The sequence below is a fragment of the Amycolatopsis sp. NPDC114478 genome, assembly GCF_055633805.1.
The window spans coordinates 69,626-89,469 of the sequence record NZ_JBVKDO010000023.1 but is presented as its reverse complement, the minus strand read 5'-3'; the positions used below and the strand labels follow the sequence as shown (position 1 = coordinate 89,469).

Genomic DNA, 19,844 nt, shown 5'->3' with positions numbered 1-19,844 from the left:
CAGGAGAGTGGTCACCCCATGGACGCCGACGAAATGCTGTCCACGACCCGTGCCGTGCGCAAGCGGCTCGACCCCGACCGCGAGGTGCCCGAGAGCCTCATCCGCGAGTGCGTCACCCTCGCCCTGCAGGCGCCGGCGGGGTCCAACCTGCCGCGCACGAGGTTCGTGGTGGTGCGGGACCCGGCCCGGCGGGCGGCGGTGGCGGAGATCTACTCCGACATCTACCTCAGCTCCTACCGCGCCTCCGCCGGCTACATCGGCCGGGTCGAGGTCGCGGGCGAGGAAGCCGCCGACGTCCAGCGTCGCACGGCGGGATCGGCCGATGCCCTGGAGCGGGCCCTGCACGAGGTCGGCACGATCGTGATCGCCTGCCTCGACGGCGTCCGCCTGGACGGCAGCCCGGCGTTCACGAGCGCGTCGATGCTCGGCGGTGTGCTCCCGGCGACGTGGAGCTTCATGCTCGCGGCGCGGGCGCGCGGCCTCGGCACCTGCTGGACGACGATGCACCTGGCGCGGGAGAAGGACGTCGCCGAGGTGCTGGGCATTCCCTACGAGAGCGTGCAGCAGGTGTGCCTGACGCCGCTGGCGTTCACGCGCGGGGAGAAGTTCGGCCCGGCCCAGCGCCCGGAGGCGGAGCAGGTCATCCACTGGGACGGCTGGGACGCCACGAAACCGGCCGCACCGCCGTTGAGCGGTATCGCCGCGTCTTGACGCCGCGTGTTCGCGACGGGTCCGCGGGGTAATACCCCCTCGGGCGGAACCGCCCGCCGTGGACCACGACGAAAGGCGACCGCCGATGACGACGCACCAACTCACCGCTCCGGACGAGCAGCTCCGGGTCGTCGCGCTGGAGGTGGCCGACGACCTCGGGGAGGTGGCCGCCGTGCGTGCCTGGGCCGACCGCCTCCTCGCGGACCTGCCGGACGAACGGCGGCGCGTCGTCGTGTGGGTCGTCGAAGAGCTGGTCACCAACGCCCTGCGCCACGGTGAGCCGCCGCGGCAGGTCCGGTTGCTGCGCCGGCCCGGGTGGCTGTGCGTCGAAGTCGACGACGGCTGCCTGGACACCGCGTGCGTGCGCCGGGCCGGTGGCGGCGGGGGACTGCGCGGGGTCGCCGGCGTGAGCTTGTCCTGGGGGCAGTGGCAGCGCAGCACCGGGAAGACCGTCTGGGCGGAAATCGTCCTCGGCGCCGGTCATTGACCACCGCGCACAGCGGCCGGCCCGTCGAGTGACGGGCCGGCCGCTGTTTTGCCGCGGTGGCTCAGAACCAGTGCGCGCGACCGCCGATCTTGCGCCCGGTTCCGCCCAGGATGGCCAGCACGACGCCCGCGATCGCGAGCACGATGCCGATCGTGTACAGCACGGGGATGCCGATCACGAAACCGAGGATGATCAGGATGACGCCGAGGATGATCACGGTGGGGTTGCTCCTTTTCCGAGAGGCCGGCACCCGGGGTCGGTGCCGGCTCGACTCGGCCCCGGAGTGCCCACGACGGCCTCCGGCCAAACATGCGTTCTCACCCGGATGAGACCGACCAGCGCTCAGGCGGCGCGTCCCAGCTCCTCGTCACCTTGGTAGGGGCCGGGCTTCGGGCGCGGCTTCCCGCCCGGGAACGCCAGCCGCAGGATCGTGCGGTGCACCGTGCCGAGCTGGCGGGACAGCGGGCCTGTGTTGTACGGCAAGCCGTAGCGCCGGCAGATGTCCCGGACCCGCGGCGCGATCTCGGCGTAGCGGCTGCTGGGCATGTCCGGGAACAGGTGGTGCTCGACCTGGTAGCCGAGGTTGCCGCTGAGCAGGTGGAACAGCGGGGAGCCGGTGATGTTCGCGGCGCCGACGAGCTGCCGGACGTACCAGCCGCCGCGGGTTTCGTCGCGGACCTCCTCCTGGCTGAACGTGTAGGTCTGGTCGGGGAAGTGGCCGCAGAAGATGATCGAGTGCGCCCACAGGTTGCGGATGATGTTCGCGGTGAAGTCCGCCCAGAACGTCGCCGCGAACGTGCCGCCGCCCTCCTTCCGGACGGCCGCGAGCTGAGCCCGCACCGCGCCCTTGAACCCGCGGCCGCGGGCGCGGTCGGCCAGGACCCGGCGCCGCGAGCGGGGTTCGGGTTTGACGAGCCGGCCCACGGCGGTCGCGGCGAGCGCGCTCACCAGCGGCCAGCCGACGTAGTCCTTGAGGATCTGGTCGCGGGCCTTGCCGGAGATGCCCTTGAGGTCGTGCCACACGTCCTTCATCGGCTTCTCGCCGGCGCGGATGGCTTCGACGTCCAGGTCGTGCACCGCGACGCCCCACTCGAAGAAAGCCATCAGGAGCAAGTTGTACAGCGGCTGCGCCAGGTACGCGGGGTGCCACTTCTGGTGCGGGTCGATGCGCATGATCTCGTAGCCGAGATCTTTGTCCTTGCCGCGGATGTTGGTGTAGGTGTGGTGGATGTAGTTGTGCGAGTGCTTCCACGCCGCGGCCGTCGAGGCGGTGTCCCAGTCCCAAGTGGACGAATGGATGGCGGGGTCGTTCATCCAGTCCCACTGGCCGTGCAGGACGTTGTGCCCGATCTCCATGTTCTCCAGGATCTTGGCGAGCGCCAGGCAGCCGGTGCCCGCCGTCCAGGCCGCTTTGGACCGGGAGCCGAGCAGCAGGGCCCGGCCGGCCACCGCGATCTGGCGGTGCAGCCGGATGACGCCCTTGATGTACCGGCGGTCGCGCTCGCCCAGGTCGGCGCGCACCTCGTCGTGGATGGCGTCGAACTCGCGGGCGAGCTCGTCGAGCTGGTCCGCGCTCAGGTGGGCGAACGGGTGCGTTGTGGGGGACATGGGTTCCTTTCTCCGTTCAGAGGTCGACCGTGACCCGGCCTTCGGCGCCGTGCACGCAGGTGCGCACGATCTCGTTCTGCTTCCGGCTGACGACGTTCGTGCGCAGATCGCGGATCCGGCCCTCCCGGATCGGCAGCACGCACGTGTGGCAGACCCCCACCCGGCAGCCGAACGGCATGTCGACGCCCGCTTCCTCGCCGGCGACGAGGATGGGGGTGCCGGGCGGGCAGTCCGCGTCGACGTTGCGGTGGGCGAAGTGCACCGTCCCGCCGGCTCCTTCGGCGCCTTCGCCGCCGACGATCGGCTGGAACCGTTCGTGGTGGAGCCGGTCGAGGTCGCCGTGCTGCTTCCAGTGCGCCCGCAGGGCGTCGAGGAGCTCGCCGGGGCCGCAGGCGTAGGTGTCCCGCTCCGGCCAGTCCGGGCACAGGGTGGCCAGGTCGGCGGGGGTGAACCGGCCGTCCTGGCCGGTGATGCGCAGCTCGAGCCGGAAGCCTTCGTGCTGCTTTTCGAGCGCGGCCAGCTCTTCGCCGAAGATGACGCCGTCCGCCTCGCGCGCCGAGTGGACGTGCACGACGTCGCGCAGTCCCGGACCCGGCGCCAGGTGCCGCAGCATGCTCATGACCGGCGTGATGCCGCTGCCGGCCGTGACGAACAGCAGGCCGCGGTCGAGCCGCTCCGGCAGGGTGAACGACCCTTCGACCTCGCCGAGCCGGACGAGCTCGCCGGGCCGGGCCCGGTCGACGAGGTAGGGCGAGACGACCCCGCCGTCGACCTTCTTCGGCGTGATCGAGATCAGCCCGTCGGCGCGGTCCGGGCTGGACGTCAGCGAGTACGCCCGCCAGTGGTGGACGCCGTCGATGACCACGCCCAGGCGCACGTACTGGCCCGGCCGGTGCCCGACCCAGTCGTAGCCCGGCCGGATCAGCACGGTGGCCGCGCCGCCGCGTTCGGGCTCGACCCGTTCGACGCGTCCGCGCAGCTCACGGGTCGACCACAGGGGGTTGATCAGTTCGAGGTAGTCATCCGCCCGCAGCGGGGTGAAGAGCCAGCGCACCGCGCGCAGGGCCCGGCGCCGCAGCGGCGACGCCGGGGGACGCATCCCGACTTCGGCCATCACGCACCACCCGGGGCGCGGCCGGCTTGGATAGTGGACATGCCCATTGAGTGTACAGGCGTGCACTCAACTCGCAGGATGAGGCGCGCGCCACAGGTGCTCTTGACCACTGTTCAAGGCGGTGGGGCCGGGGTAATCACCAGGCTGGAAGCAGTCGAAAGGACCGCCGTGAACGAGAACTCCACCCCGCGCCTCGTCGCCAACCCGAACCGCACCCAGGTGCGGACCGAAGCGGACCTCCACCGCGGCGCCCCGCCCGCGAAGCTCGACGCCGAACCGGCGGCCGAGCAGGACCGGCGGCCCGCGATCCCGGCGTGACCGGTGCGGGTGCGTCCGTCCGGGGCCGCCGCGACCTCGGCCGCCGGTCGCCGACGGTGACAGCGGTCGAGCAGGGGGTCGACCGCTCCGGCCTGCTCAGCCAACCGGGAACGTGGTGCCGATGCCCATGCCCGTGATCCACTCCGGCACCGGCTCGTAGCTCGTCCACACCAACGGCGCCCCCGCCGCCACCTGGCCGATCAGCCAGCAGCGGACCTCGTGGCCGCCGCTGCCCGCCGCCTCCTCCAGCGCCTCGTGGCCCAGCTCCGCCACTGAGCCGGCGTCGTCCGCGGAGAGCCGGTCCAGGAACCAGCGGTCCCACTCCGTGTTCACGCGGGCGGCCGGGTCGCCGCCCATGGCCCGGACCCGGGGTTCGCGCGCCGCCGCGAACGCGCGGACGTCCGCTCTCCCGTGGATCAACGACTCGCGGCGCTCGCCCGCCACCTCGCGCGGGTCGTTGGACGGCAGCCAATGCGACAGCCCGCCGCTCGCCGCCACCAGGACCCGGCCGGGAGACGTGGCCGAACGCAGTGCCGAGCCCAACGCGCGGCCCAGCGCGACGCACCGCCGCAGCGACGGCAAAGGCGGGGCCGCCGTGTTGACGACCAAGGGCACCATCGGCAGCGTCGTGCTGCCGGTCAGCATCTCGTACGTCTGCACGATCCCGTGGTCGACCGTCAGCGAATACGACAGCGACACGTCGAAGCCCGCCTCGGTCAGTCCGTTGTGGACAGACCACGCCAGCGGACCCGCCACCGGCAGCGGACCCTCCGTGCTGCCGAAGTCCCCGAAGCCCGCCGCCTGCTCGACGCCGAGGACGAACGGCGGCATCACGTCGTAGAAGTTGCCGTGGAAGTGGTCGGGGCCGAGCACGACGATCGCGTCCGGGGCCAGCTCCTCCACCGCGCGGCGCACCACGGACGCGTCCGCGAGGAACTTCGCACCCGGCCCACCCGCGGCGGGCGGCGGCAGCAGTGTCGCGAAAGGACTGTGGGACATCCCGGCGAACCCCGCGATCTCGGCCATCAGGACGGGTCCTTCCCGGTCAGCAGCCACGTGCGGTGGACGTCGAGGAACTCGCCGGCCTTCTCCCACTGCGGCCAGTGGCCGGCGTCGTCGATGACGTGCAGACGCGCGTCCGGCAGCCAGCCCAGCAGCAGCTCGGCCTCGTCGAGCCCGCCGGTCGGGTCGTGACTGGTCCACAGCAGCAACGTCGGCGCCGTCACGCGCGACACCCACGCCGGGTCCCAGGCGAAGTCCTTGCGCACCGCGGGATCCTGCAGCACCAGTGTGTTCGTGATCGCCCGGACGAACCCGGGCCGGGAGTACACCCGGCGGCGCAGGTTCACCAGCTCGTCGGTGACCATCTCCTTGTGGTGGAACAGGAATTCGACGCGGCGGCGGACCGTCTCGTCGCTGGGGTCGAGCACCGCCGCCATCGTGCTGTCGCGCATCCGCGCCATCACCTCGGGCCTGTTCGCGATGTTGCCCGGGGTGTTCAGCACGAGCCGTTCGACGCGGCCCGGGTGGTGCGCGGCGGTCCAGGCGACCACCCAGCCGCCGAGTGACTCCCCGGACAGGTGCGTCCGTTCGATGCCGAGAACGTCCAAAAGGGACACCAGGTGGGCCGAGAGGACGTCGATCGTGTACGGCCGGTCCGGCAGGTCCGACCAGCCGTGGCCGACCATGTCGTAGGCCGTGACGCGGAAGTCGCGCGCCAGTCCGGCCAGGTCGCGGGCGTAGGCCTCGAGGTGCCCGCCGGTGCCGTGCAGCAGCACCAGGTCCGGCCCGCTCCCCGCCTGCAGCACCCGCGTCCGCACCGGCTGCCCGTCCAGCGGTACTTCGACGTAGCGCAGGGTGTGTTCGAGCTCGCCCAGTTCGCCCCAGATCCCGACGTGGTCGGGGATCGGCGGCGCGGCGCGTTCGGTGGTCGTCACTGGTCCTCCCGGTGCCCGGCGCGGGCTTCGGCCATGCTCGCCAGGCCCGCGCTCTGGCGGCGGCCGAGCCCGAACAGGCCCAGCAGCCGCGAGTTTTCGATGGTCAGGAACTCGACCGGCCGCGACGCCGAGTCGTTGTAGTGGCGGTGCCACGTCCACGGCGGGGTGTAGACGAACGAGCCGGTCGTCCACGACACGGTTTCGTCCTCGATTTCGCTGTGCCCGTCGCCCGACAGGACGAAGTGGACGGTCTCGTGGTGGTGGCGCTGCATGTCCGAGCTTTCGCCGGCCGGGATGACCTGCCGGAAGAGCTCGAACGTCGCGGTCGGCAGCTTCCCGGCGATCCGCAGCGACGTCGGGTTCGGGACGGCGCCGGGCGGGATCTCCTCGAGCTCGCCGTCGTGCACGACGAGCGGCCGCTGCTCGCCGGGGCGGACGGCGTGGCCGATGCTCGCGAGGAAGTCGGGCATCGCGAAGCCGGGTCCGGACGTGGTCATGGGCGCACCTTTCAGGCTGGGCATTCCGTGCGGCCGCCGTCGACCGTCAGCACCGTTCCGTTGACGTACCCCGCTTCGGGGGACGCGAGGAACGCGACCGCGGCCGCGATCTCGCGGGGTGCCGCGGCCCGGCCGGCGGGGATGGCGGCGAGGTCTTCGGCCATCGCCTTCGCGACGTCGATCCCGGCCGCGCCGGCCCGGTTGCGCACCACCTCGAGGCGCCGCTCGGTGAGCGTCGCACCGACGGCGACGCAGTTGACGGTGACACCCCGGTCGGCGTACTCGAGCGCGGCCAGCTTCGCCGCCGACGTCGTCGCCGAGCGCAGCACGGTCGACGCGGCGAGCCCGGGCTGCGGCTGGCGCACCGCCGTCGAGGTCAGCACGACGACGCGGCCGAACCCGCGTTCGGCCATGGCGGGCAGCGCGGCCCGCAGCAGCGCCAGGGGGCCGAGGACCAGCAGGTCGAGGTCGTGGTGCCACTGCCCGGCGGGGACGTCGAACACCGGGCCCGGCGCGGGACCGCCCGCGTTGGCGACCAGGACGTCGAGCGTGCCGTGCCGCTCGCGCACGCGCTCCACGGCGTCGGCCGCCGCGGGCGGGTCCGCGAGGTCGCACACGACGTAGTCGGCGCCGGGGCCGAGTTCGAGCGCGGTCTCGGCGAGCGTGGACTCCGTGCGCCCGGCGAGGACCACGCGGTGGCCGCTCGCGTGCAGCGCGGCCGCGCAGGCCGAGCCGATGCCGCCGGCGCCACCGCCGACGAGCGCGACGCGGCGCCGCTTCGCGAAGGACTGGTTGGTCTCCATGATGTGTCCTACATTCGGCGCATGACCCCCGGCGACCAAGGATGAGTCCCACTGCCCGGGACTGGAACGACAAAGCAGGCGCGCTCGAACGGGCGGCCGCGCTGCTGGACGCGTTCGACGCGACCCACCGCGAGCTCACCCTCGCCCGGCTCGTCGAACGCTCGGGCCTGCCGCGCTCGACCGTGCACCGCACCGCGGCCCGGATGATCGAGCTCGGATGGCTGGACAAGCCGGGGGAGAAGTACCGGATCGGCAACCGCCTGTTCGAGCTGTCCGGCCTGGTGCCGGTGCGCCACGAGCTGCGCGAAGCCGTGCTGCCCTACCTCCAGGACCTCTACGCGGCGGCCAAGACGACCGTGCAGCTCGGCGTGCTCGAGGGCACGCGGATCCTGGTCGTCGAGAAGATCAGCGGGCACCGCGCGCTGCCGATGCTCGACCAGGTCGGCGGCTTCATCCCGGCGCACTGCTCGGGCCTCGGCCGGGCGATCCTCGCGTGGGCGGACGCGGAGACGGTCGACGCCGTCGTCGCGGCCGGGCTGGCCCGGCGGACCCCGCGCACGATCACCACCGCGGACGCGCTGGCCCGCGAGCTCGCCGTCGTCCACGAGCGCGGCTGGGCCTGCGACCGCGAAGAGGGCAACCCCGGCATCAGCTGCGTCGCGGCGCCGATCTTCGACTTCACCGGCAACGTCACGGCCGCGCTGTCGGTCACCGGGCCGAGCGCCGCCGTGCAGCCGGACCGGATCGCGCCGGCGGTGCGGATGGCGGCCGCCGCGGCCAGCCGCGCCTACTCCGCGCGGCGGTGGGCGGTCCCGCGGCCGGAGCCGCGGTCCCAGTGACTAGGACTCCGGATTGGCCCGGGGCGGTCCGCTGATGAACGCTGTGGCGCACGCCGAGCCGGGCACGCCGCCCGGAGGCCTCGACGAGGAGGAGCAGGCATGCGCGTCGCGATCATCGGGGCCGGGCTCGCCGGGCTGACGACGGCCAAGGTGCTGCTGCGGGCCGGCCACGACGTCGAGGTGTTCGACAAGGCCCCGGACGTCGGCGGGGTGTGGAGCCGGACCCGCCGCTACCCGGGGCTGACCACGCAGAGCCCGAAGGCGCAATACTCCTTTTCGGACTTCCCGATGCCGCGGGAGTTCCCGGAATGGCCGACGGGCGCGCAGATCCAGGAGTACCTCGCCGCCTACGCCGACCAACACGGCGTCACACCGCACCTGCGGCTCGGCACCGAGGTGACATCGGTGGTGCCCGACGGCGGCCGGTGGGTGGTGACCACCGCGGCGCAGGGGGCCGCGGGGTTCGACCGGGTGGTGGTCGCGAACGGCGTGTTCTGCGAGCCGGCGCTCCCCGACTACCCCGGCCGCGCGGAGTTCGAGGCGGCCGGCGGGCGGCTGCTGGCCGGCTCGGACTTCCACGACGTCGAGGACGCGCGGGGCAAGCACGCGCTCGTCGTCGGCTACGGCAAGTCCGCCTGCGACGTGACCGTCGCGATCAGCGGCGTCGCCGCGAGCACCGACGTCATCGCCCGGCAGCTGCTGTGGAAGGTGCCGCGCAAGATCGCCGGGTTCCTCAACTTCAAGATGCTGCTGCTGACGCGCTTGGGCGAGGCGCTGTTCCGCTACCGGTGGCTGCGCGGCTTCGAGAAGTTCTTGCACGGCCCGGGAAACCGGCTGCGGCGGGCGATGCTGAACTCCATCGGGTCGGTGTCGGTGCGGCAGTTCGGCCTCGCCCGGCACGACCTGGTGCCGCGCGGGCGGATGGAGGACATCGTCAAGAACGCGATCGGCCTGGCCACCGAGGGGTTCTTCGAAGGCGTGGCCGACGGCTCGATCCGCGTCCACCGCGACCAGGTGATCGACCGGCTCGCCGCCGACGGCGGCCACCCGGTGGCGCACCTGGCGGACGGGACCGTGCTGCCCGCCGACCTGGTCGTCTGCGCGACCGGGTTCACCCAGGGCGTGCCGTTCCTGCCGGCGGCCGTCCAGGAGCGGCTGTTCGACGACCGCCGGAACTTCCTGCTGTACCGGCAGATCCAGCCGATCGGTGTGCCTGGGCTGTACTTCAACGGCTACAACTCGTCGTTCTTCAGCCCGCTCAACGCCGAAATGGCGGCGCTGTGGATCGCGGCCGACCTCGGCGGGGCGCTGACCCTGCCGGCCGAGGCCGCGCGGCGCGAAGACGTCGTCGCGCAGCTGGCGTTCCTGGACGTCGCGACCGGCGCGCACCACTGCCGCGGCACCAAGATCATCCCGTTTTCCATCCACAACGTCGACGAGGTGCTCGGCGACCTCGGCGTCCAGCTCGGCCGGTTCACCCGCTTCACACACTGGCTGAACCCGGTCGCGCCGGCGGCGTACCGGTCGCTGACGCCGAAAGTGCTGGCACGCCTGGAAAAGACCCCCGAATCCGCCAAGGCCCCGCTGTAGGAAGGAGTCCCGAATGGACACCACGACCGGCGTCATCCACCCCGGCGACGGAACGAACCTCGGCGCGATCGGGCTGGGCATCCACGCCCGGCTCACCGGCGCCGACACGAAAGGCGCGTACTCGCTGTTCGAATACGTGGTGCCGCCCGGCCTCGGCGGCCCGCCGACCCACATCCACAGCCGCGAGGACGAGCTGTTCACGTGCGTGCGGGGCCGCGTCGAGGTCGAGCTCGACGGCGTCCGGCACGTCCTCGGCCCGGGCGATTCGCTGCTGATGCCGCGCGGGGTGCCGCACGTGTTCCGCAACCCGTTCGACGAGGAGACGCGCGTCATCGCGGTGGTTTCCCCGCCGGGGCTGGAGAACTACTACCGCGAGCTGTCCGAGCTGCCGCCGGGCCGCGACATGAAGCTGGTGGCGGAAGTGATGACCCGCTACGGCCTGGCGCTGCAGAAGTGAACCACGAACACATGGTCCGCGAGATGTGCGCGGCGGTCGACGCGGGGGACGCGCCGGCCTTCGCGTCGTGGTTCGCCGAGGACGCCACGTACGTGTTCGCCAACGACGAGCCGCTGACCGGCCGCGCCGCGATCACCGCGGCGACGGCCGGCGCGGCGGGGGCCCTGCCGTGGGTGCGGCACGTCGTCGACCAGGTGGCGCTCGTGGGGGAGGACCAGCTGTTCTGCCGCTTCACGATCGAAACGGAGTCCCCGGCGGGCAAGCCGCTGGCCCTGCCGTGCGTGACGGTGCTGTGGCTGTCGGGCGAGCAGGTCGTCGACTACCGCGTCCACCTGGACCTCACCCCGGCGCTGGCACCTTGCCGAGTATGAACGCCTCCCCCGGATAGATGGTCGGTTACGCCGCCTGGTCGGCGGTGGCCGTCGCGGGGAGCCCGACCAGGATCCGGTACTGCGCCTCGAAAGTCGCGAGCGCGCCGGCGATGTCGTGCCCGGCGATGATCGTCCGGGACGCCTCGCCCATGCGTGCGCGTGCGGCCGGGTCGGCGGCCAGGTCGGCGATCCACCGGGAGATCGTCGTGATCGCGCCGGGGGTGAACAGGTAGCCGTTTTCGCCGTGGTGGACCAGGTGGGGCAGGGCGAGCGCGTCGGCGGCGATGACCGGGAGGCCCGCGGCCATGGCCTCCATCGTGGCGAGGCTCTGCAGCTCGGCGGTCCCCGGCATGCAGAAGACGTCGGCCGCGGCGTAGCGGTGCACGAGCTCGGCGTCGGGGACGAACCCGTGGAACGTCACGCGCCCGGCGACGCCCAGCTCGGCGGCGAGGTCTTCGAGCTCGCGGCGGCGGGTGCCGTCCCCGACGAGGTCCGCGCGGACGTGCGGCAGCGGCGCGAGGGCGCGCAGCAGCTGGTCGATGTTCTTCTCCGCGTCGAGCCGGCCGACGAACAGGACCGACATCGGCCGGTCGGCCGGGCGGGCCGGCGCGGCGTAGTGGGCGAGGTCGATGCCGCACGACACGACCTGGGCCGGCCGGTCGAGGCCGATCCCCGCGAGGACTGCGGCCGCGCGCGGGGTCGGCGTGGTGATGATGCGGGCGTCGCGGTAGACGCGCACGAGGTCCTTCCAGGCCCAGCGGGCGAGCGCGTCCTTGACGCGCCGGGGGAACGGCGTGTAGCCGAGGAGGTTGTCCGGCATGAAGTGGTTGGTGGCCATGCCGGGGACAGCGCGTTCGGCGGCGGCCTCGAGCAGGGCGCGGCCGACGCCGAAGTGGGCTTGGACGTGGACGACGTCCGGGCGGACCTGGTCCAGGATCTCGCCGACCGCCGGCCGGGCGCCGCCGGGCGTGCAGAACCGGTAGTTGCCGTGGAAGGGGATGGCGCGCGAGCGGAGCCGGTGGATCGTGTAGCCGTCGCGCGGCTGGGTGCGGGCCGGGCCGTCGTCGGACGGGCAGACGACGTGGACGTCGTGGCCGCGGCCGGCGAGGCCGCGGGCCAGGCGCTCGGCGAAGAACGCGGCGCCGTTGATGTCGGGCGGGAACGTGTCGGCGCCGATCAGAACGCGAAGGCCGGTCGGGTGCACGGGGTTCTCCTCGGATTTCGATGGGACGTGCGGAACGGCGCCGGCGAGCACGCGCACACCGGCGAGAGCGACGACCGCGGCGAGCGCGGCCGCGGGCTGGGGAACCTCGCCGTAGGCCAGCGCGGCCACGGCGACGGCGGTGAGCGGATCGAGCACGGTCGTCGTGCCGACGACGACGGCGGTGGACCCGGCGGCGTAGGCGCGGTGCAGGAGCACGCCACCGGCGCCGAGCAGCAGCAGGGCCTGGCCACCGAGGAGGACCGCGGTCGCGAGCGGTTGCGACGCGGCGGCGTGCACGACCGACGACCCGAGTCCGAAGAGGACGGCCGCGGCGGCGGCGAGCGCGGCGCACCCGGCCCGGGCGAACCAGGCGAGCCCCGCGACGGCGAACCCGGTGACCGCAACGGCTTCCGCCGTTCCCGCGCTGATGGTCGTGGCGGGGGTGGCCGACGCCGAGAGGGCCACGAACCCGGCAATGCCCGCCACGACGAGCACGACCGCGGCGACGACCCGGCGGTTGCGGGCGCGCCGTCCGAAAAGGACGGTCAGGACCAGGCTGAACACCCCGAGCGGCTGGACGACCGGGAGCGGCGCCAGCGAGAGCGCGACGACGTGGAGGAGGCTGCCGCCGACGGCCAGGCCGGTACCGGCCCACCAGCCGGGGGAGCGCAGTAGCCGGGCAAGGGCACGCAGGCCGGGAGTGCCGTCGACGGCGAGCTCGGTGACTTCGGCGTGCTGCCGGGTAGCGGCGACGGCGAAAAGCACGGCAGCGACGAGGGCGCAAGCGATGGCGAGGGCGGTCATCGGACGGCCCGCCGAGGTTCGGCGACTGCGGGATCGATCGGCGCCTCGACCGGACCAACCGCCCCCGCCGCGCGGCGCAAAGCGATCGCCATCGTGGCGACGATCAAGAACTCCGCCAGCAGCGCCGCCCGTTCGAGCAAGCCGGCCGGGAGCCACTCGATCACCTGCGCCGCCCCGAACGCGGCCGCCGTCACGACTCCGGCCAGTGCGCCGCGCCGGAGGGTCGGGGCCGCGCCCGACCAGCGGGGCTCAGCTCGCAACCGTGTGCTCAACGTCCACGCCGCGAGCGGCAAGCTGGCGAACAGCAGCGCCCCGCCGGCGCGGTGGATCTCGCCGGACACCGTCGGTTCCGCCGCGCTGACGTTGCTCCGGAAGACCAGCACCACCGCGATCCCGGCCGCCCACAGCAGGAACAGCGTGCTCACCAGCGGGCTGCGGGGCAGGGCGGCCCCCCGAGCGGCGATCGCCAGCGCGGCCGCGGCGGCGAGCAGCAGCAGGATGGCGACCGTGAACAACGGCCGGCCGCCGCGGTGCCAGGCGTAGTCGCTCACCGGGTCGCGCCACGGGCTGACGTCGCCCGCGAACCCGAACGTCAACCCCGCGATGATCGCCTGCGCGACCGCGGCCATGACCAGCGTCAGCGTCGGGGCGAGCGCGATCCGTGTCGTCACCCTTCAGACAGTGCTGACCGTCCATGAGAGTTCGATGAAGATCGCGCGGGGTTTCCTTAAGAAGCGGCCAGCGGGAAGACGAGGTCGAACCGGGCGCCCCCGCCGTCGGCCCGGGAGGCCGTGGCCCGCCCGCCGTGCTGGGTGACGACCTGCTCGACGATGGCCAGCCCGAGCCCGGAACCCGGGAGCGCGCGGGCGGCGTCGGCCCGGTAGAACCGCTCGAACACGTGCGCCAGATCCGCCTCCGGGATGCCCGGGCCTTCGTCGTCGACCCGGACGCGCACCGCCTCGCCCTCGACCGACATGGTCACCCGCACTTTTCCCCCGGCCGGCGACCACTTGGCGGCGTTGTCGAGCACGTTCAGCACCGCTCGCTCGAGCGCGGCCGGCCGGGCGAGCACGTCGGCCTCGGCCAGCTCGGCCTCGAACACGACGTTCGGCCACCGCGACCGGGTGCGTTCGACGGCCGCGGTGACGACGTCGGCCAGGGCCAGGTGCTCCTCGGCTTCGCTCGGCCGTTCGCCGGTGGACAGCTCGACCAGCTCGCCGATCAACGCGGTCAGCTCGACGGCCTGGGTGTCGAGGTCGGTCAGCAGCCGGGAGCGGTCGTCGGCCGAAAGCTGCCGCTGCGGGTTCGCGTCCGCGTGGATCAGCAGCTCGATGTTGTTGCGCAGGCTCGTCAACGGCGTCCGCAGCTCGTGCCCGGCGTCCTCGGCCAGCCGCCGCTGCTCGTCGCGGGAGCGGCTCAGCGCGGAGAGCATCGCGTTGAACGACGTCGCCAGCCGCCCGATCTCGCCGGACGCGGTGACGTCGATCGCCGCCGACAGCTCCTGCGTGCGAGCCACGTTCTCGGCGGCGGAGGAGAGGTCGTCGACCGGCTGGAGCGCCGAGCGGGCGACCGCCCGGCCGACCACCGTGGCGCCGAGCACGCCGGCGGCCGACACCACGAGCAGCCAGAAACCCAGCCGGCCCAGCGCGTCCTCGACGTCTTCGGAGTCCTGGGCGACCTGGACCGTGCCCCCGTCGGCCCGCGGACCCGACCAGATGCGGAACCGGTCGCCCTCGTCGCGGTGGACGTTGACCGCCCGGCTGACGGAGTACGGCGCTTCCGGCGGCGGGAGCGGGAGCCGCGGGATCGCGCCCGCGGTTCCGATGACCGTGCCGGCGGCCGAGTCGAACTGGACGGTCAGGCCGTTGTGCCGGTCGGGCCCGGGCTTGGCGGTGGTGGCAATCAGGGTCGAGAGCGCTTCCTCCGGCGTGGCGGCTTTCGCGGCGAGCTGGGTGTAGGACTGCAGCCGGGCGTCGAACTGGTCGTAGAGGTCGGCCCGGGTGATGCCCCAGGAGATCGCCGAGACCGTCACCACGGTGAGCGCGACCGCGGCGGCCACCAGGACGCCGAGCCGGGCGCGCAGGGACAGCGCCTTCCAGCGGGGCCGCCTCACAGCGGCTCCTCGCGCAGCACGTAGCCGACGCCGCGCACCGTGTGCAGCAGGCGGGACCGGCCGTCGGCTTCCAGCTTGCGGCGCAGGTAGCTGACGTAGACGTCGAGCCCGTTGGACGCGGCCCCGAAGTCGTAGCCCCAGACGTTCTCGAACATCACCGAGCGGGTGAGCACGATCCGGGGGTGGCGGAGGAACGTTTCGAGCATCGCGAACTCGGTGCGGGTCAGGTGCAGCGCGCGGTCGCCGCGGAAGACCTCCCGGGTCGCCGGGTCGAGGGTGACGTCGGCGAACCGCAGCAATGCGGGCGCGGGCGGCGCGGGCGGGACGTGGTACTCGGTGCGCCGCAGCAGCGCGCGGACCCGGGCCAGCAGTTCCTGCAGGGCGAACGGCTTGACGAGGTAGTCGTCGGCGCCCGCGTCGAGGCCGGCGACCCGGTCGGTGACGGCGGTCCGCGCGGTCAGCATGAGGACCGGCACGGTGTTGCCTTCCGCGCGCAGCACCCGGCACACCTCGAGGCCGCCGAGCACCGGCATCGTGACGTCGAGCAGCACGCCGTCGGGGTTCTCGTCGCGGATCATGGTGAGCCCGGCGGCGCCGTCGCCCGCGGTGGCGACCGTGTAGCCCTCGAACCGCAGCGTGCGCGACAGCGAGTCCTGCACGGCCGTCTCGTCGTCGACGATCACCAAGTGCACCCGGCGTCCCTTCGTCCCGCTGCTGATGACACACGGTAACTGTAGTTGAGGTTCTCGCCGGGCAGCCGAACTCTCATCGAAGATTAACGATCGCCGGGACCCGTTCCGGTTTTCCGCGGTTAGCCTCGGGAGGGTCCATTTCGAAGCGGAGGAGGAAATCATGAGCGAGAACGCGCCGGGAACCACCGCGCCCGAAGGGATCCGCTGCTCGGATGCGGAACGTGAGCAGGTCCGGGCCGCCCTCTGCGCGGCGGCCGGGGAAGGCCGGCTGACGATGGCCGAGGTCGAGGAGCGCCTGGGCCGGCTGGAAGAGCTGCGCTACCGGCACGAACTGGCCGCGGTGACCGCCGACCTGCCCGCGCCCGAGCAGCGCTCCCTCACGGGGTGGCGGCAGATCCTCGCCGCCGCGGGCGCGGCGCTCGCCGCCGAGTTCGCCGTGCTGCGCGGCCGGTCCCCGGAACCCACGCCCGGCCGCCGCCGGCTGCTGATCATCGCCACCGTCCTCATCGGACTCTTCGTCACCGCGGCGATCGTCCTCAGCGCCGTGCACGGTTTCGGGCCGGACGGCTTCGAAGGCCACGACCCGGGCGCGGCCTTCGAACACGCCCACGGCGGCTGACCTCCGGCCTCACGAACCGAGCCGGCGGCGTTCGAGGGCGTACGACAGCGCGTTGACCACCAAGGCCGCGCCGGCCACCGCCGTCTGCGGTCCGCGCCAGCGAGGTGGCTCGGTTTCCCCGGTGGCCGGGCGGGCCCGGTCGAACAACGCCGTGCCCGGGTACAGCGTGGCCGACAGCTGCGTGACCCAGTAGACCGACGCCGCCGCCGTCGCCACCTGCAGGCGCGCCTTCGTCCACGGGCCGCGGCCCCACAGCGAGTACGTCGCGGCCGCGCCGAGGACCGCCCCCGTGCTCATCGTCTGCGCGTTGTGGAACTTGGCGTGCGGCGGCCAGTCCGGGTTGTGGATGTGGGTTTCGTTCCAGTCGAAGCGGTACGAGCCGCACGCCGACCACACCGCGCTGACCGTGAGCAGGACCTTGCCCGTGCTGACGCGCGTGCTCATGCGAACGCCCCGGCGTGCTCGGCCGCCCACTGCGCGAACGACCGCGGCTCGCGGCCCAGAACCCGGTGCGCCGTCGAGGTTGCCGGTGACTCGCCGCGCGCCGACGCGGTGATGAACTCGACGATGGACTTCGCGACCTCGGGCGGCCGGAAGCGCTCGAAGTGCTGCTGGGCTTGGGCGGGCGTGAGCTCCTCGACCCGGATGGGCCGGCCGGCGGCCTCGGCGAGGAGTTCGACCTGACGCCGTTGGGAGATCAGCTCGCCGCCGGTCAGCAGGTCGGTGACGCCCTCGGTGCCGGGGTCGAGCAGCGCCGCGACCGCGACCGCGGCGATGTCGCGCTCGTGGATCGGCGCGGTGACCGCGTCCGGGTGCAGCAGCCGGACGATGCCGGTCTCGCGGACCGGACGCGCCCAGCCGAGCGCGTTGTTCGCCAGCACCAGCGGCCGGATCGGCGTCCACTTCAGCCCGGACGTCCCGAAGATCCGCTCGGTGCCGCGGTGGTGCTCGGTCACCGCGTTCCCGCGGGCGGACGGCAGCAGCACACTGCCGGAGGACAGGAGCACCACGTGCTCGACCCCGGCCGCGAGCGCCGCTTCGGCGAAGGCCGCCGTCCCTTCCGCGGTGGCGTACAAGAACACCTGCCGCACGCCGGCCAGCGCCGCGCGCAGCGTCTCCGGTGCGGCGAGGTCGGCGGCGACCACCGGGACGCCGGCCGGCAGCCCGGCCGCGGCGGGGTCGCGCACCGAGGCGCGGACCGGCTCGCCGGCGTCCCGCAGCTGGTCCAGGACGTGGCGCCCGATGCTCCCGCGGGCGCCGATCACGAGTGTGGTCACGAGGTTTTCTCCTTGTCCGAGGTGTCTTCGGCCAGCATGCGCGGCCACGGCTCGCTGCATCCATCCGGAAGCTGGAAACCGCGATTTATCGCCAAAGCGACCTCGGCTGTGCGACCATTCCTCCATGGTCGACCGGATCGACACGCAAGTCCTCCACGCGCTGCAGTGTCATCCGCGGGTCACCTTCCGGCGCCTGGCGCAGCTGATCGGGGTGTCCGAGCAGACGGTCGCCCGCCGCTACCAGGCGCTGCGCCGGGACGGCGTGCTACGGGTGCTCGGGCGGGTCGCGCCGGCCTCGCGGCGGCACGACGAGTGGGTGGCCCGGATCCGGTGCCGCCCCGACCGCGTCGACGCCGTCGCCGACGCGCTCGCCCGGCGCTCCGACGTCTCGTTCGCCCACGTCACCTCCGGCGGCGCGGAGGTCATGTGCCTGGTCCGGGCCGGCGCCGGCACCGACGTCCTGCTGCAGCGGCTGCCGAAGTCCGTCTCCGTCCTCGGGGTGCGGATCGACCTGCTGCTGCACCGGTTCGGGCCGCCCGGCACCTCGGACTGGACCGGCTACGACGACCGCCTGACCCCGGAGCAGGAGCAGGTTCTGCGCGCCGAGCTCCCGCCGGTCACCGGGCCGCCGGTCGAGCCGGCCGCGGAGGACGCGCCGCTGCTGGCGATGCTGGCCCAGGACGGCCGGGCCGCCCACTCGCGGCTCGCCCGCGAGACGGGGTGGACGCAGACCCGGGTGGCGCGCCGCCTGGAGGTCCTGGAGTCCTCCGGCACGCTGTACTACGACGTCGACCTGCTGCCCGAACGGCTCGGCTACCACTCCCACGCCACCGTGTGGATCCGCGTCGCCCCACGGCACCTGGAGGAGGTCGGCGAGGAGCTCGCGCGGCACGACGAAGTCGCCGTGACGCTCGCGGTCAGCGGACCGGACAACCTGATGGCCGTCGTGATCTGCCGGGATTCCGACGGTCTCTACCGCTACCTGACCACGCGCATCGCGAAGCTGCGGGCCATCGAGGGGTACGAGGTCAGCGTCCGGGTCCGGCCGCTGAAACAGGCGGGTTCCCTCATCGCCGGCGGCCGCCTGTTCGCCGGAACCGCCGGCTGAAGCCGTCGACCGCTATACGATCCGGGCACTGATCCGGACCGATGAGCAGGGGGACGCACGTGACCGGAGTCAAGGTGCTGGTGGCCGGGGCGAGCATCGCGGGGCCCGCGCTGGCCCACTGGCTGCGCCGGCGGGGGGCCGAGGTCACCGTCGTGGAACGGGCTCCCGGGCTGCGTCCCGGTGGGCAGGCGGTGGACGCGCGCGGGGTGACCAGGGAGGTCATCCGGCGGATGGGGCTGGACGCGGCCGTGCGCGCGGCTCGCACCGAGACCGCCGGCGCGCACACCGTGGACGCGGACGGGACCGTGCTGGAGACCTTCAGCGCCGAGGACGACGGCGGCGACGGCTACATCTCGGAGATCGAAATCCTGCGCGGGGACCTGTCGCAGGTGCTCTACGACGACACGCGCGACGGCGTCGAGTACGTCTTCGACGACCGGGTCGCCGAGCTCACCCAGGACGCCGACGGCGTCGACGTGGTCTTCGCGGGCGGCGACCGGCGGCGCTTCGACCTGGTGGTCGGGGCGGACGGGCTGCACTCCGCGCTGCGGGGGATGGTCTTCGGGCCGCACGACGAGTGCGTCCGCCACCTGGGGCACGTGCTGGCCTTCTACAGCGTGCCCAACGAGTTCGGGCTCGACCGCCACGTGCTCGAGCACCAGGAGCCCGGGCGCTCGGCGATGCTGCGGCCGATCGGCGACGCCACCCGCGCGATGGCCATGTTCTCCTTCGTCTCGCCCGACTTCGCCGTCGACTACCGCGACGTCGAAGGGCAGAAGCGCCTGCTGCGCGAGCGGGTGGCCGGCCTGGGCTGGCTGACGCCGCAGCTGCTCGAGTACCTGGACGACAGCCCCGACTTCTACCTCGACCAGGTCGCCCAGGTCGTTTTGGACCGCTGGTCGGACGGCCGGGTGGCGCTGCTCGGGGACGCGGCGTTCAGCTCGTCGCCGCTGTCCGGGCAGGGCACCGGGCTGGCGCTGGTCGGCGCCTACCTGCTGGCCGGGGAGCTGGCCGTCGCCGGGTGGGACCCGGCGGTGGCGTTCGCCGCGTACGAAGAGCGGATGCGCCCGTTCGTCGAGGCGAACCAGGAGATCGGCCGGCTGCACGCGAAGATGCGGGGCATCCCCGACCCGGACGCCGAGCCGGCCCCGGAGCCCGACATGGCGGCGCTCACCGACCTGGTCGAGCGCGCGCTCAACGGCGTCGAGCTGCCGGACTACGCGGAGGCGCCGGACTCGGGGGCCGCGATCACTTCGTAGGCCCGCGGTCGCGCCGCGCACGTCCGGGCGGCCAGA

23 protein-coding genes are annotated in these 19,844 nt (G+C 73.2%); 10 read left to right on the top strand and 13 right to left on the bottom strand.

What is annotated here, in order from left to right:
* Nucleotides 1-18 precede the first annotated feature (18 nt).
* Complete coding sequence (locus tag ACZ7OH_RS42215; protein ID WP_470286037.1) at nt 19-711, top strand: nitroreductase family protein; 693 nt, start codon at nt 19-21, stop codon at nt 709-711.
* 85 nt (nt 712-796) lie between these two features.
* Entirely contained in the window at nt 797-1,198 is a 402-nt protein-coding gene (locus ACZ7OH_RS42210) for an ATP-binding protein (RefSeq protein WP_470286036.1), read from the top strand.
* Nucleotides 1,199-1,259: 61 nt separating this feature from the next.
* Here ACZ7OH_RS42210 and ACZ7OH_RS42205 read toward each other — a convergent pair whose 3' ends face one another.
* From ACZ7OH_RS42205 to ACZ7OH_RS42195, 3 genes are all read right to left on the bottom strand, one after another.
* The gene (locus ACZ7OH_RS42205) at nt 1,260-1,415 is read right to left on the bottom strand and encodes a hypothetical protein (RefSeq protein WP_400890448.1); all 156 of its coding nucleotides are present in this window, start codon (nt 1,413-1,415) and stop codon (nt 1,260-1,262) included.
* A gap of 125 nt (nt 1,416-1,540) precedes the next feature.
* The gene (locus ACZ7OH_RS42200; protein ID WP_400890450.1) at nt 1,541-2,806 is read right to left on the bottom strand and encodes a fatty acid desaturase family protein; all 1,266 of its coding nucleotides are present in this window, start codon (nt 2,804-2,806) and stop codon (nt 1,541-1,543) included.
* A gap of 16 nt (nt 2,807-2,822) precedes the next feature.
* The gene (locus tag ACZ7OH_RS42195; protein WP_470286035.1) at nt 2,823-3,920 is read right to left on the bottom strand and encodes a ferredoxin reductase; all 1,098 of its coding nucleotides are present in this window, start codon (nt 3,918-3,920) and stop codon (nt 2,823-2,825) included.
* Nucleotides 3,921-4,088: 168 nt separating this feature from the next.
* Here ACZ7OH_RS42195 and ACZ7OH_RS42190 point away from each other — a divergent pair, with 168 nt between their 5' ends.
* On the top strand, nt 4,089-4,238 hold the full coding sequence (locus ACZ7OH_RS42190; RefSeq protein WP_400890456.1) for a hypothetical protein: 150 nt from the start codon (nt 4,089-4,091) through the stop codon (nt 4,236-4,238).
* Nucleotides 4,239-4,334: 96 nt separating this feature from the next.
* Here ACZ7OH_RS42190 and ACZ7OH_RS42185 read toward each other — a convergent pair whose 3' ends face one another.
* Genes ACZ7OH_RS42185 through ACZ7OH_RS42170 form a run of 4 tightly spaced genes read right to left on the bottom strand, consistent with a single transcriptional unit; the run spans nt 4,335 to nt 7,475 of the window.
* Nucleotides 4,335-5,264 carry a DODA-type extradiol aromatic ring-opening family dioxygenase gene (locus ACZ7OH_RS42185; RefSeq protein WP_470286034.1) on the bottom strand — a complete coding sequence of 310 codons (930 nt, stop codon included), beginning with the start codon at nt 5,262-5,264 and terminating at the stop codon, nt 4,335-4,337.
* Complete coding sequence (locus ACZ7OH_RS42180) at nt 5,264-6,175, bottom strand: alpha/beta fold hydrolase (protein WP_470286033.1); 912 nt, start codon at nt 6,173-6,175, stop codon at nt 5,264-5,266. The genes ACZ7OH_RS42185 and ACZ7OH_RS42180 overlap by 1 nt, the downstream gene beginning before the upstream one ends.
* Nucleotides 6,172-6,672, bottom strand: a complete 501-nt coding sequence (locus ACZ7OH_RS42175) for a cupin domain-containing protein (protein WP_470286032.1) — start codon at nt 6,670-6,672, stop codon at nt 6,172-6,174. The genes ACZ7OH_RS42180 and ACZ7OH_RS42175 overlap by 4 nt, the downstream gene beginning before the upstream one ends.
* An 11-nt stretch (nt 6,673-6,683) precedes the next feature.
* Nucleotides 6,684-7,475, bottom strand: coding sequence for an SDR family oxidoreductase (locus ACZ7OH_RS42170; protein ID WP_470286031.1), 792 nt, complete (start codon nt 7,473-7,475; stop codon nt 6,684-6,686).
* Between the two features lie 41 nt (nt 7,476-7,516).
* On the opposite strand from ACZ7OH_RS42170, the gene ACZ7OH_RS42165 reads away from it, so the two are divergent.
* From ACZ7OH_RS42165 to ACZ7OH_RS42150, 4 genes are all read left to right on the top strand, one after another.
* Nucleotides 7,517-8,314, top strand: a complete 798-nt coding sequence (locus ACZ7OH_RS42165; protein ID WP_470286030.1) for an IclR family transcriptional regulator — start codon at nt 7,517-7,519, stop codon at nt 8,312-8,314.
* 99 nt (nt 8,315-8,413) lie between these two features.
* The gene (locus ACZ7OH_RS42160) at nt 8,414-9,904 is read left to right on the top strand and encodes a flavin-containing monooxygenase (protein ID WP_470286029.1); all 1,491 of its coding nucleotides are present in this window, start codon (nt 8,414-8,416) and stop codon (nt 9,902-9,904) included.
* A 13-nt stretch (nt 9,905-9,917) separates the two neighbouring features.
* A complete protein-coding gene (locus ACZ7OH_RS42155) occupies nt 9,918-10,361 on the top strand; it encodes a cupin domain-containing protein (RefSeq protein ID WP_470286028.1) in 444 nt (147 codons plus the stop codon).
* Entirely contained in the window at nt 10,358-10,732 is a 375-nt protein-coding gene (locus ACZ7OH_RS42150) for a nuclear transport factor 2 family protein (RefSeq protein ID WP_470286027.1), read from the top strand. The genes ACZ7OH_RS42155 and ACZ7OH_RS42150 overlap by 4 nt, the downstream gene beginning before the upstream one ends.
* Nucleotides 10,733-10,757: 25 nt before the next feature.
* Here ACZ7OH_RS42150 and ACZ7OH_RS42145 read toward each other — a convergent pair whose 3' ends face one another.
* Genes ACZ7OH_RS42145 through ACZ7OH_RS42130 form a run of 4 tightly spaced genes read right to left on the bottom strand, consistent with a single transcriptional unit; the run spans nt 10,758 to nt 15,545 of the window.
* Nucleotides 10,758-12,740, bottom strand: coding sequence for a glycosyltransferase family 4 protein (locus tag ACZ7OH_RS42145; protein WP_470286026.1), 1,983 nt, complete (start codon nt 12,738-12,740; stop codon nt 10,758-10,760).
* Entirely contained in the window at nt 12,737-13,411 is a 675-nt protein-coding gene (locus ACZ7OH_RS42140) for a DUF998 domain-containing protein (protein WP_470286025.1), read from the bottom strand. Before ACZ7OH_RS42140 ends, ACZ7OH_RS42145 begins: the two co-directional genes overlap by 4 nt.
* A 56-nt stretch (nt 13,412-13,467) precedes the next feature.
* Nucleotides 13,468-14,853, bottom strand: coding sequence for a HAMP domain-containing sensor histidine kinase (locus ACZ7OH_RS42135; RefSeq protein WP_470286024.1), 1,386 nt, complete (start codon nt 14,851-14,853; stop codon nt 13,468-13,470).
* The gene (locus ACZ7OH_RS42130) at nt 14,850-15,545 is read right to left on the bottom strand and encodes a response regulator transcription factor (protein ID WP_470286023.1); all 696 of its coding nucleotides are present in this window, start codon (nt 15,543-15,545) and stop codon (nt 14,850-14,852) included. The genes ACZ7OH_RS42135 and ACZ7OH_RS42130 overlap by 4 nt, the downstream gene beginning before the upstream one ends.
* A gap of 160 nt (nt 15,546-15,705) precedes the next feature.
* On the opposite strand from ACZ7OH_RS42130, the gene ACZ7OH_RS42125 reads away from it, so the two are divergent.
* Complete coding sequence (locus tag ACZ7OH_RS42125) at nt 15,706-16,164, top strand: DUF1707 SHOCT-like domain-containing protein (protein ID WP_470286022.1); 459 nt, start codon at nt 15,706-15,708, stop codon at nt 16,162-16,164.
* 9 nt (nt 16,165-16,173) lie between these two features.
* Here ACZ7OH_RS42125 and ACZ7OH_RS42120 read toward each other — a convergent pair whose 3' ends face one another.
* Nucleotides 16,174-16,608 (bottom strand): DUF6640 family protein, encoded by a 435-nt coding sequence (locus tag ACZ7OH_RS42120; RefSeq protein ID WP_470286021.1) that lies wholly within the window; start codon nt 16,606-16,608, stop codon nt 16,174-16,176.
* Nucleotides 16,605-17,441 carry an NAD(P)H-binding protein gene (locus ACZ7OH_RS42115; RefSeq protein ID WP_470286020.1) on the bottom strand — a complete coding sequence of 279 codons (837 nt, stop codon included), beginning with the start codon at nt 17,439-17,441 and terminating at the stop codon, nt 16,605-16,607. Before ACZ7OH_RS42115 ends, ACZ7OH_RS42120 begins: the two co-directional genes overlap by 4 nt.
* 124 nt (nt 17,442-17,565) lie before the next feature.
* Between ACZ7OH_RS42115 and ACZ7OH_RS42110 the strand changes: the two genes are divergently transcribed.
* Nucleotides 17,566-18,549 (top strand): Lrp/AsnC family transcriptional regulator, encoded by a 984-nt coding sequence (locus ACZ7OH_RS42110; RefSeq protein ID WP_470286019.1) that lies wholly within the window; start codon nt 17,566-17,568, stop codon nt 18,547-18,549.
* A gap of 59 nt (nt 18,550-18,608) precedes the next feature.
* A complete protein-coding gene (locus ACZ7OH_RS42105) occupies nt 18,609-19,808 on the top strand; it encodes an FAD-dependent monooxygenase (RefSeq protein WP_470286018.1) in 1,200 nt (399 codons plus the stop codon).
* Nucleotides 19,809-19,844: the final 36 nt, after the last annotated feature.

What these genes read in the sequence shown, in the direction of transcription:
- ACZ7OH_RS42155 (WP_470286028.1), top strand. Translation starts at nt 9,918, where the DNA reads ATGGACACCACGACCGGCGTCATCCACCCCGGCGACGGAACGAACCTC.
- ACZ7OH_RS42215 (WP_470286037.1), top strand. Translation starts at nt 19, where the DNA reads ATGGACGCCGACGAAATGCTGTCCACGACCCGTGCCGTGCGCAAGCGG.
- ACZ7OH_RS42195 (WP_470286035.1), bottom strand. Translation starts at nt 3,920, where the DNA reads ATGGCCGAAGTCGGGATGCGTCCCCCGGCGTCGCCGCTGCGGCGCCGG.
- ACZ7OH_RS42145 (WP_470286026.1), bottom strand. Translation starts at nt 12,740, where the DNA reads ATGACCGCCCTCGCCATCGCTTGCGCCCTCGTCGCTGCCGTGCTTTTC.
- ACZ7OH_RS42160 (WP_470286029.1), top strand. Translation starts at nt 8,414, where the DNA reads ATGCGCGTCGCGATCATCGGGGCCGGGCTCGCCGGGCTGACGACGGCC.
- ACZ7OH_RS42125 (WP_470286022.1), top strand. Translation starts at nt 15,706, where the DNA reads ATGAGCGAGAACGCGCCGGGAACCACCGCGCCCGAAGGGATCCGCTGC.
- ACZ7OH_RS42120 (WP_470286021.1), bottom strand. Translation starts at nt 16,608, where the DNA reads ATGAGCACGCGCGTCAGCACGGGCAAGGTCCTGCTCACGGTCAGCGCG.
- ACZ7OH_RS42165 (WP_470286030.1), top strand. Translation starts at nt 7,517, where the DNA reads ATGAGTCCCACTGCCCGGGACTGGAACGACAAAGCAGGCGCGCTCGAA.
- ACZ7OH_RS42175 (WP_470286032.1), bottom strand. Translation starts at nt 6,672, where the DNA reads ATGACCACGTCCGGACCCGGCTTCGCGATGCCCGACTTCCTCGCGAGC.
- ACZ7OH_RS42185 (WP_470286034.1), bottom strand. Translation starts at nt 5,264, where the DNA reads ATGGCCGAGATCGCGGGGTTCGCCGGGATGTCCCACAGTCCTTTCGCG.
- ACZ7OH_RS42110 (WP_470286019.1), top strand. Translation starts at nt 17,566, where the DNA reads ATGGTCGACCGGATCGACACGCAAGTCCTCCACGCGCTGCAGTGTCAT.
- ACZ7OH_RS42210 (WP_470286036.1), top strand. Translation starts at nt 797, where the DNA reads ATGACGACGCACCAACTCACCGCTCCGGACGAGCAGCTCCGGGTCGTC.
- ACZ7OH_RS42200 (WP_400890450.1), bottom strand. Translation starts at nt 2,806, where the DNA reads ATGTCCCCCACAACGCACCCGTTCGCCCACCTGAGCGCGGACCAGCTC.
- ACZ7OH_RS42170 (WP_470286031.1), bottom strand. Translation starts at nt 7,475, where the DNA reads ATGGAGACCAACCAGTCCTTCGCGAAGCGGCGCCGCGTCGCGCTCGTC.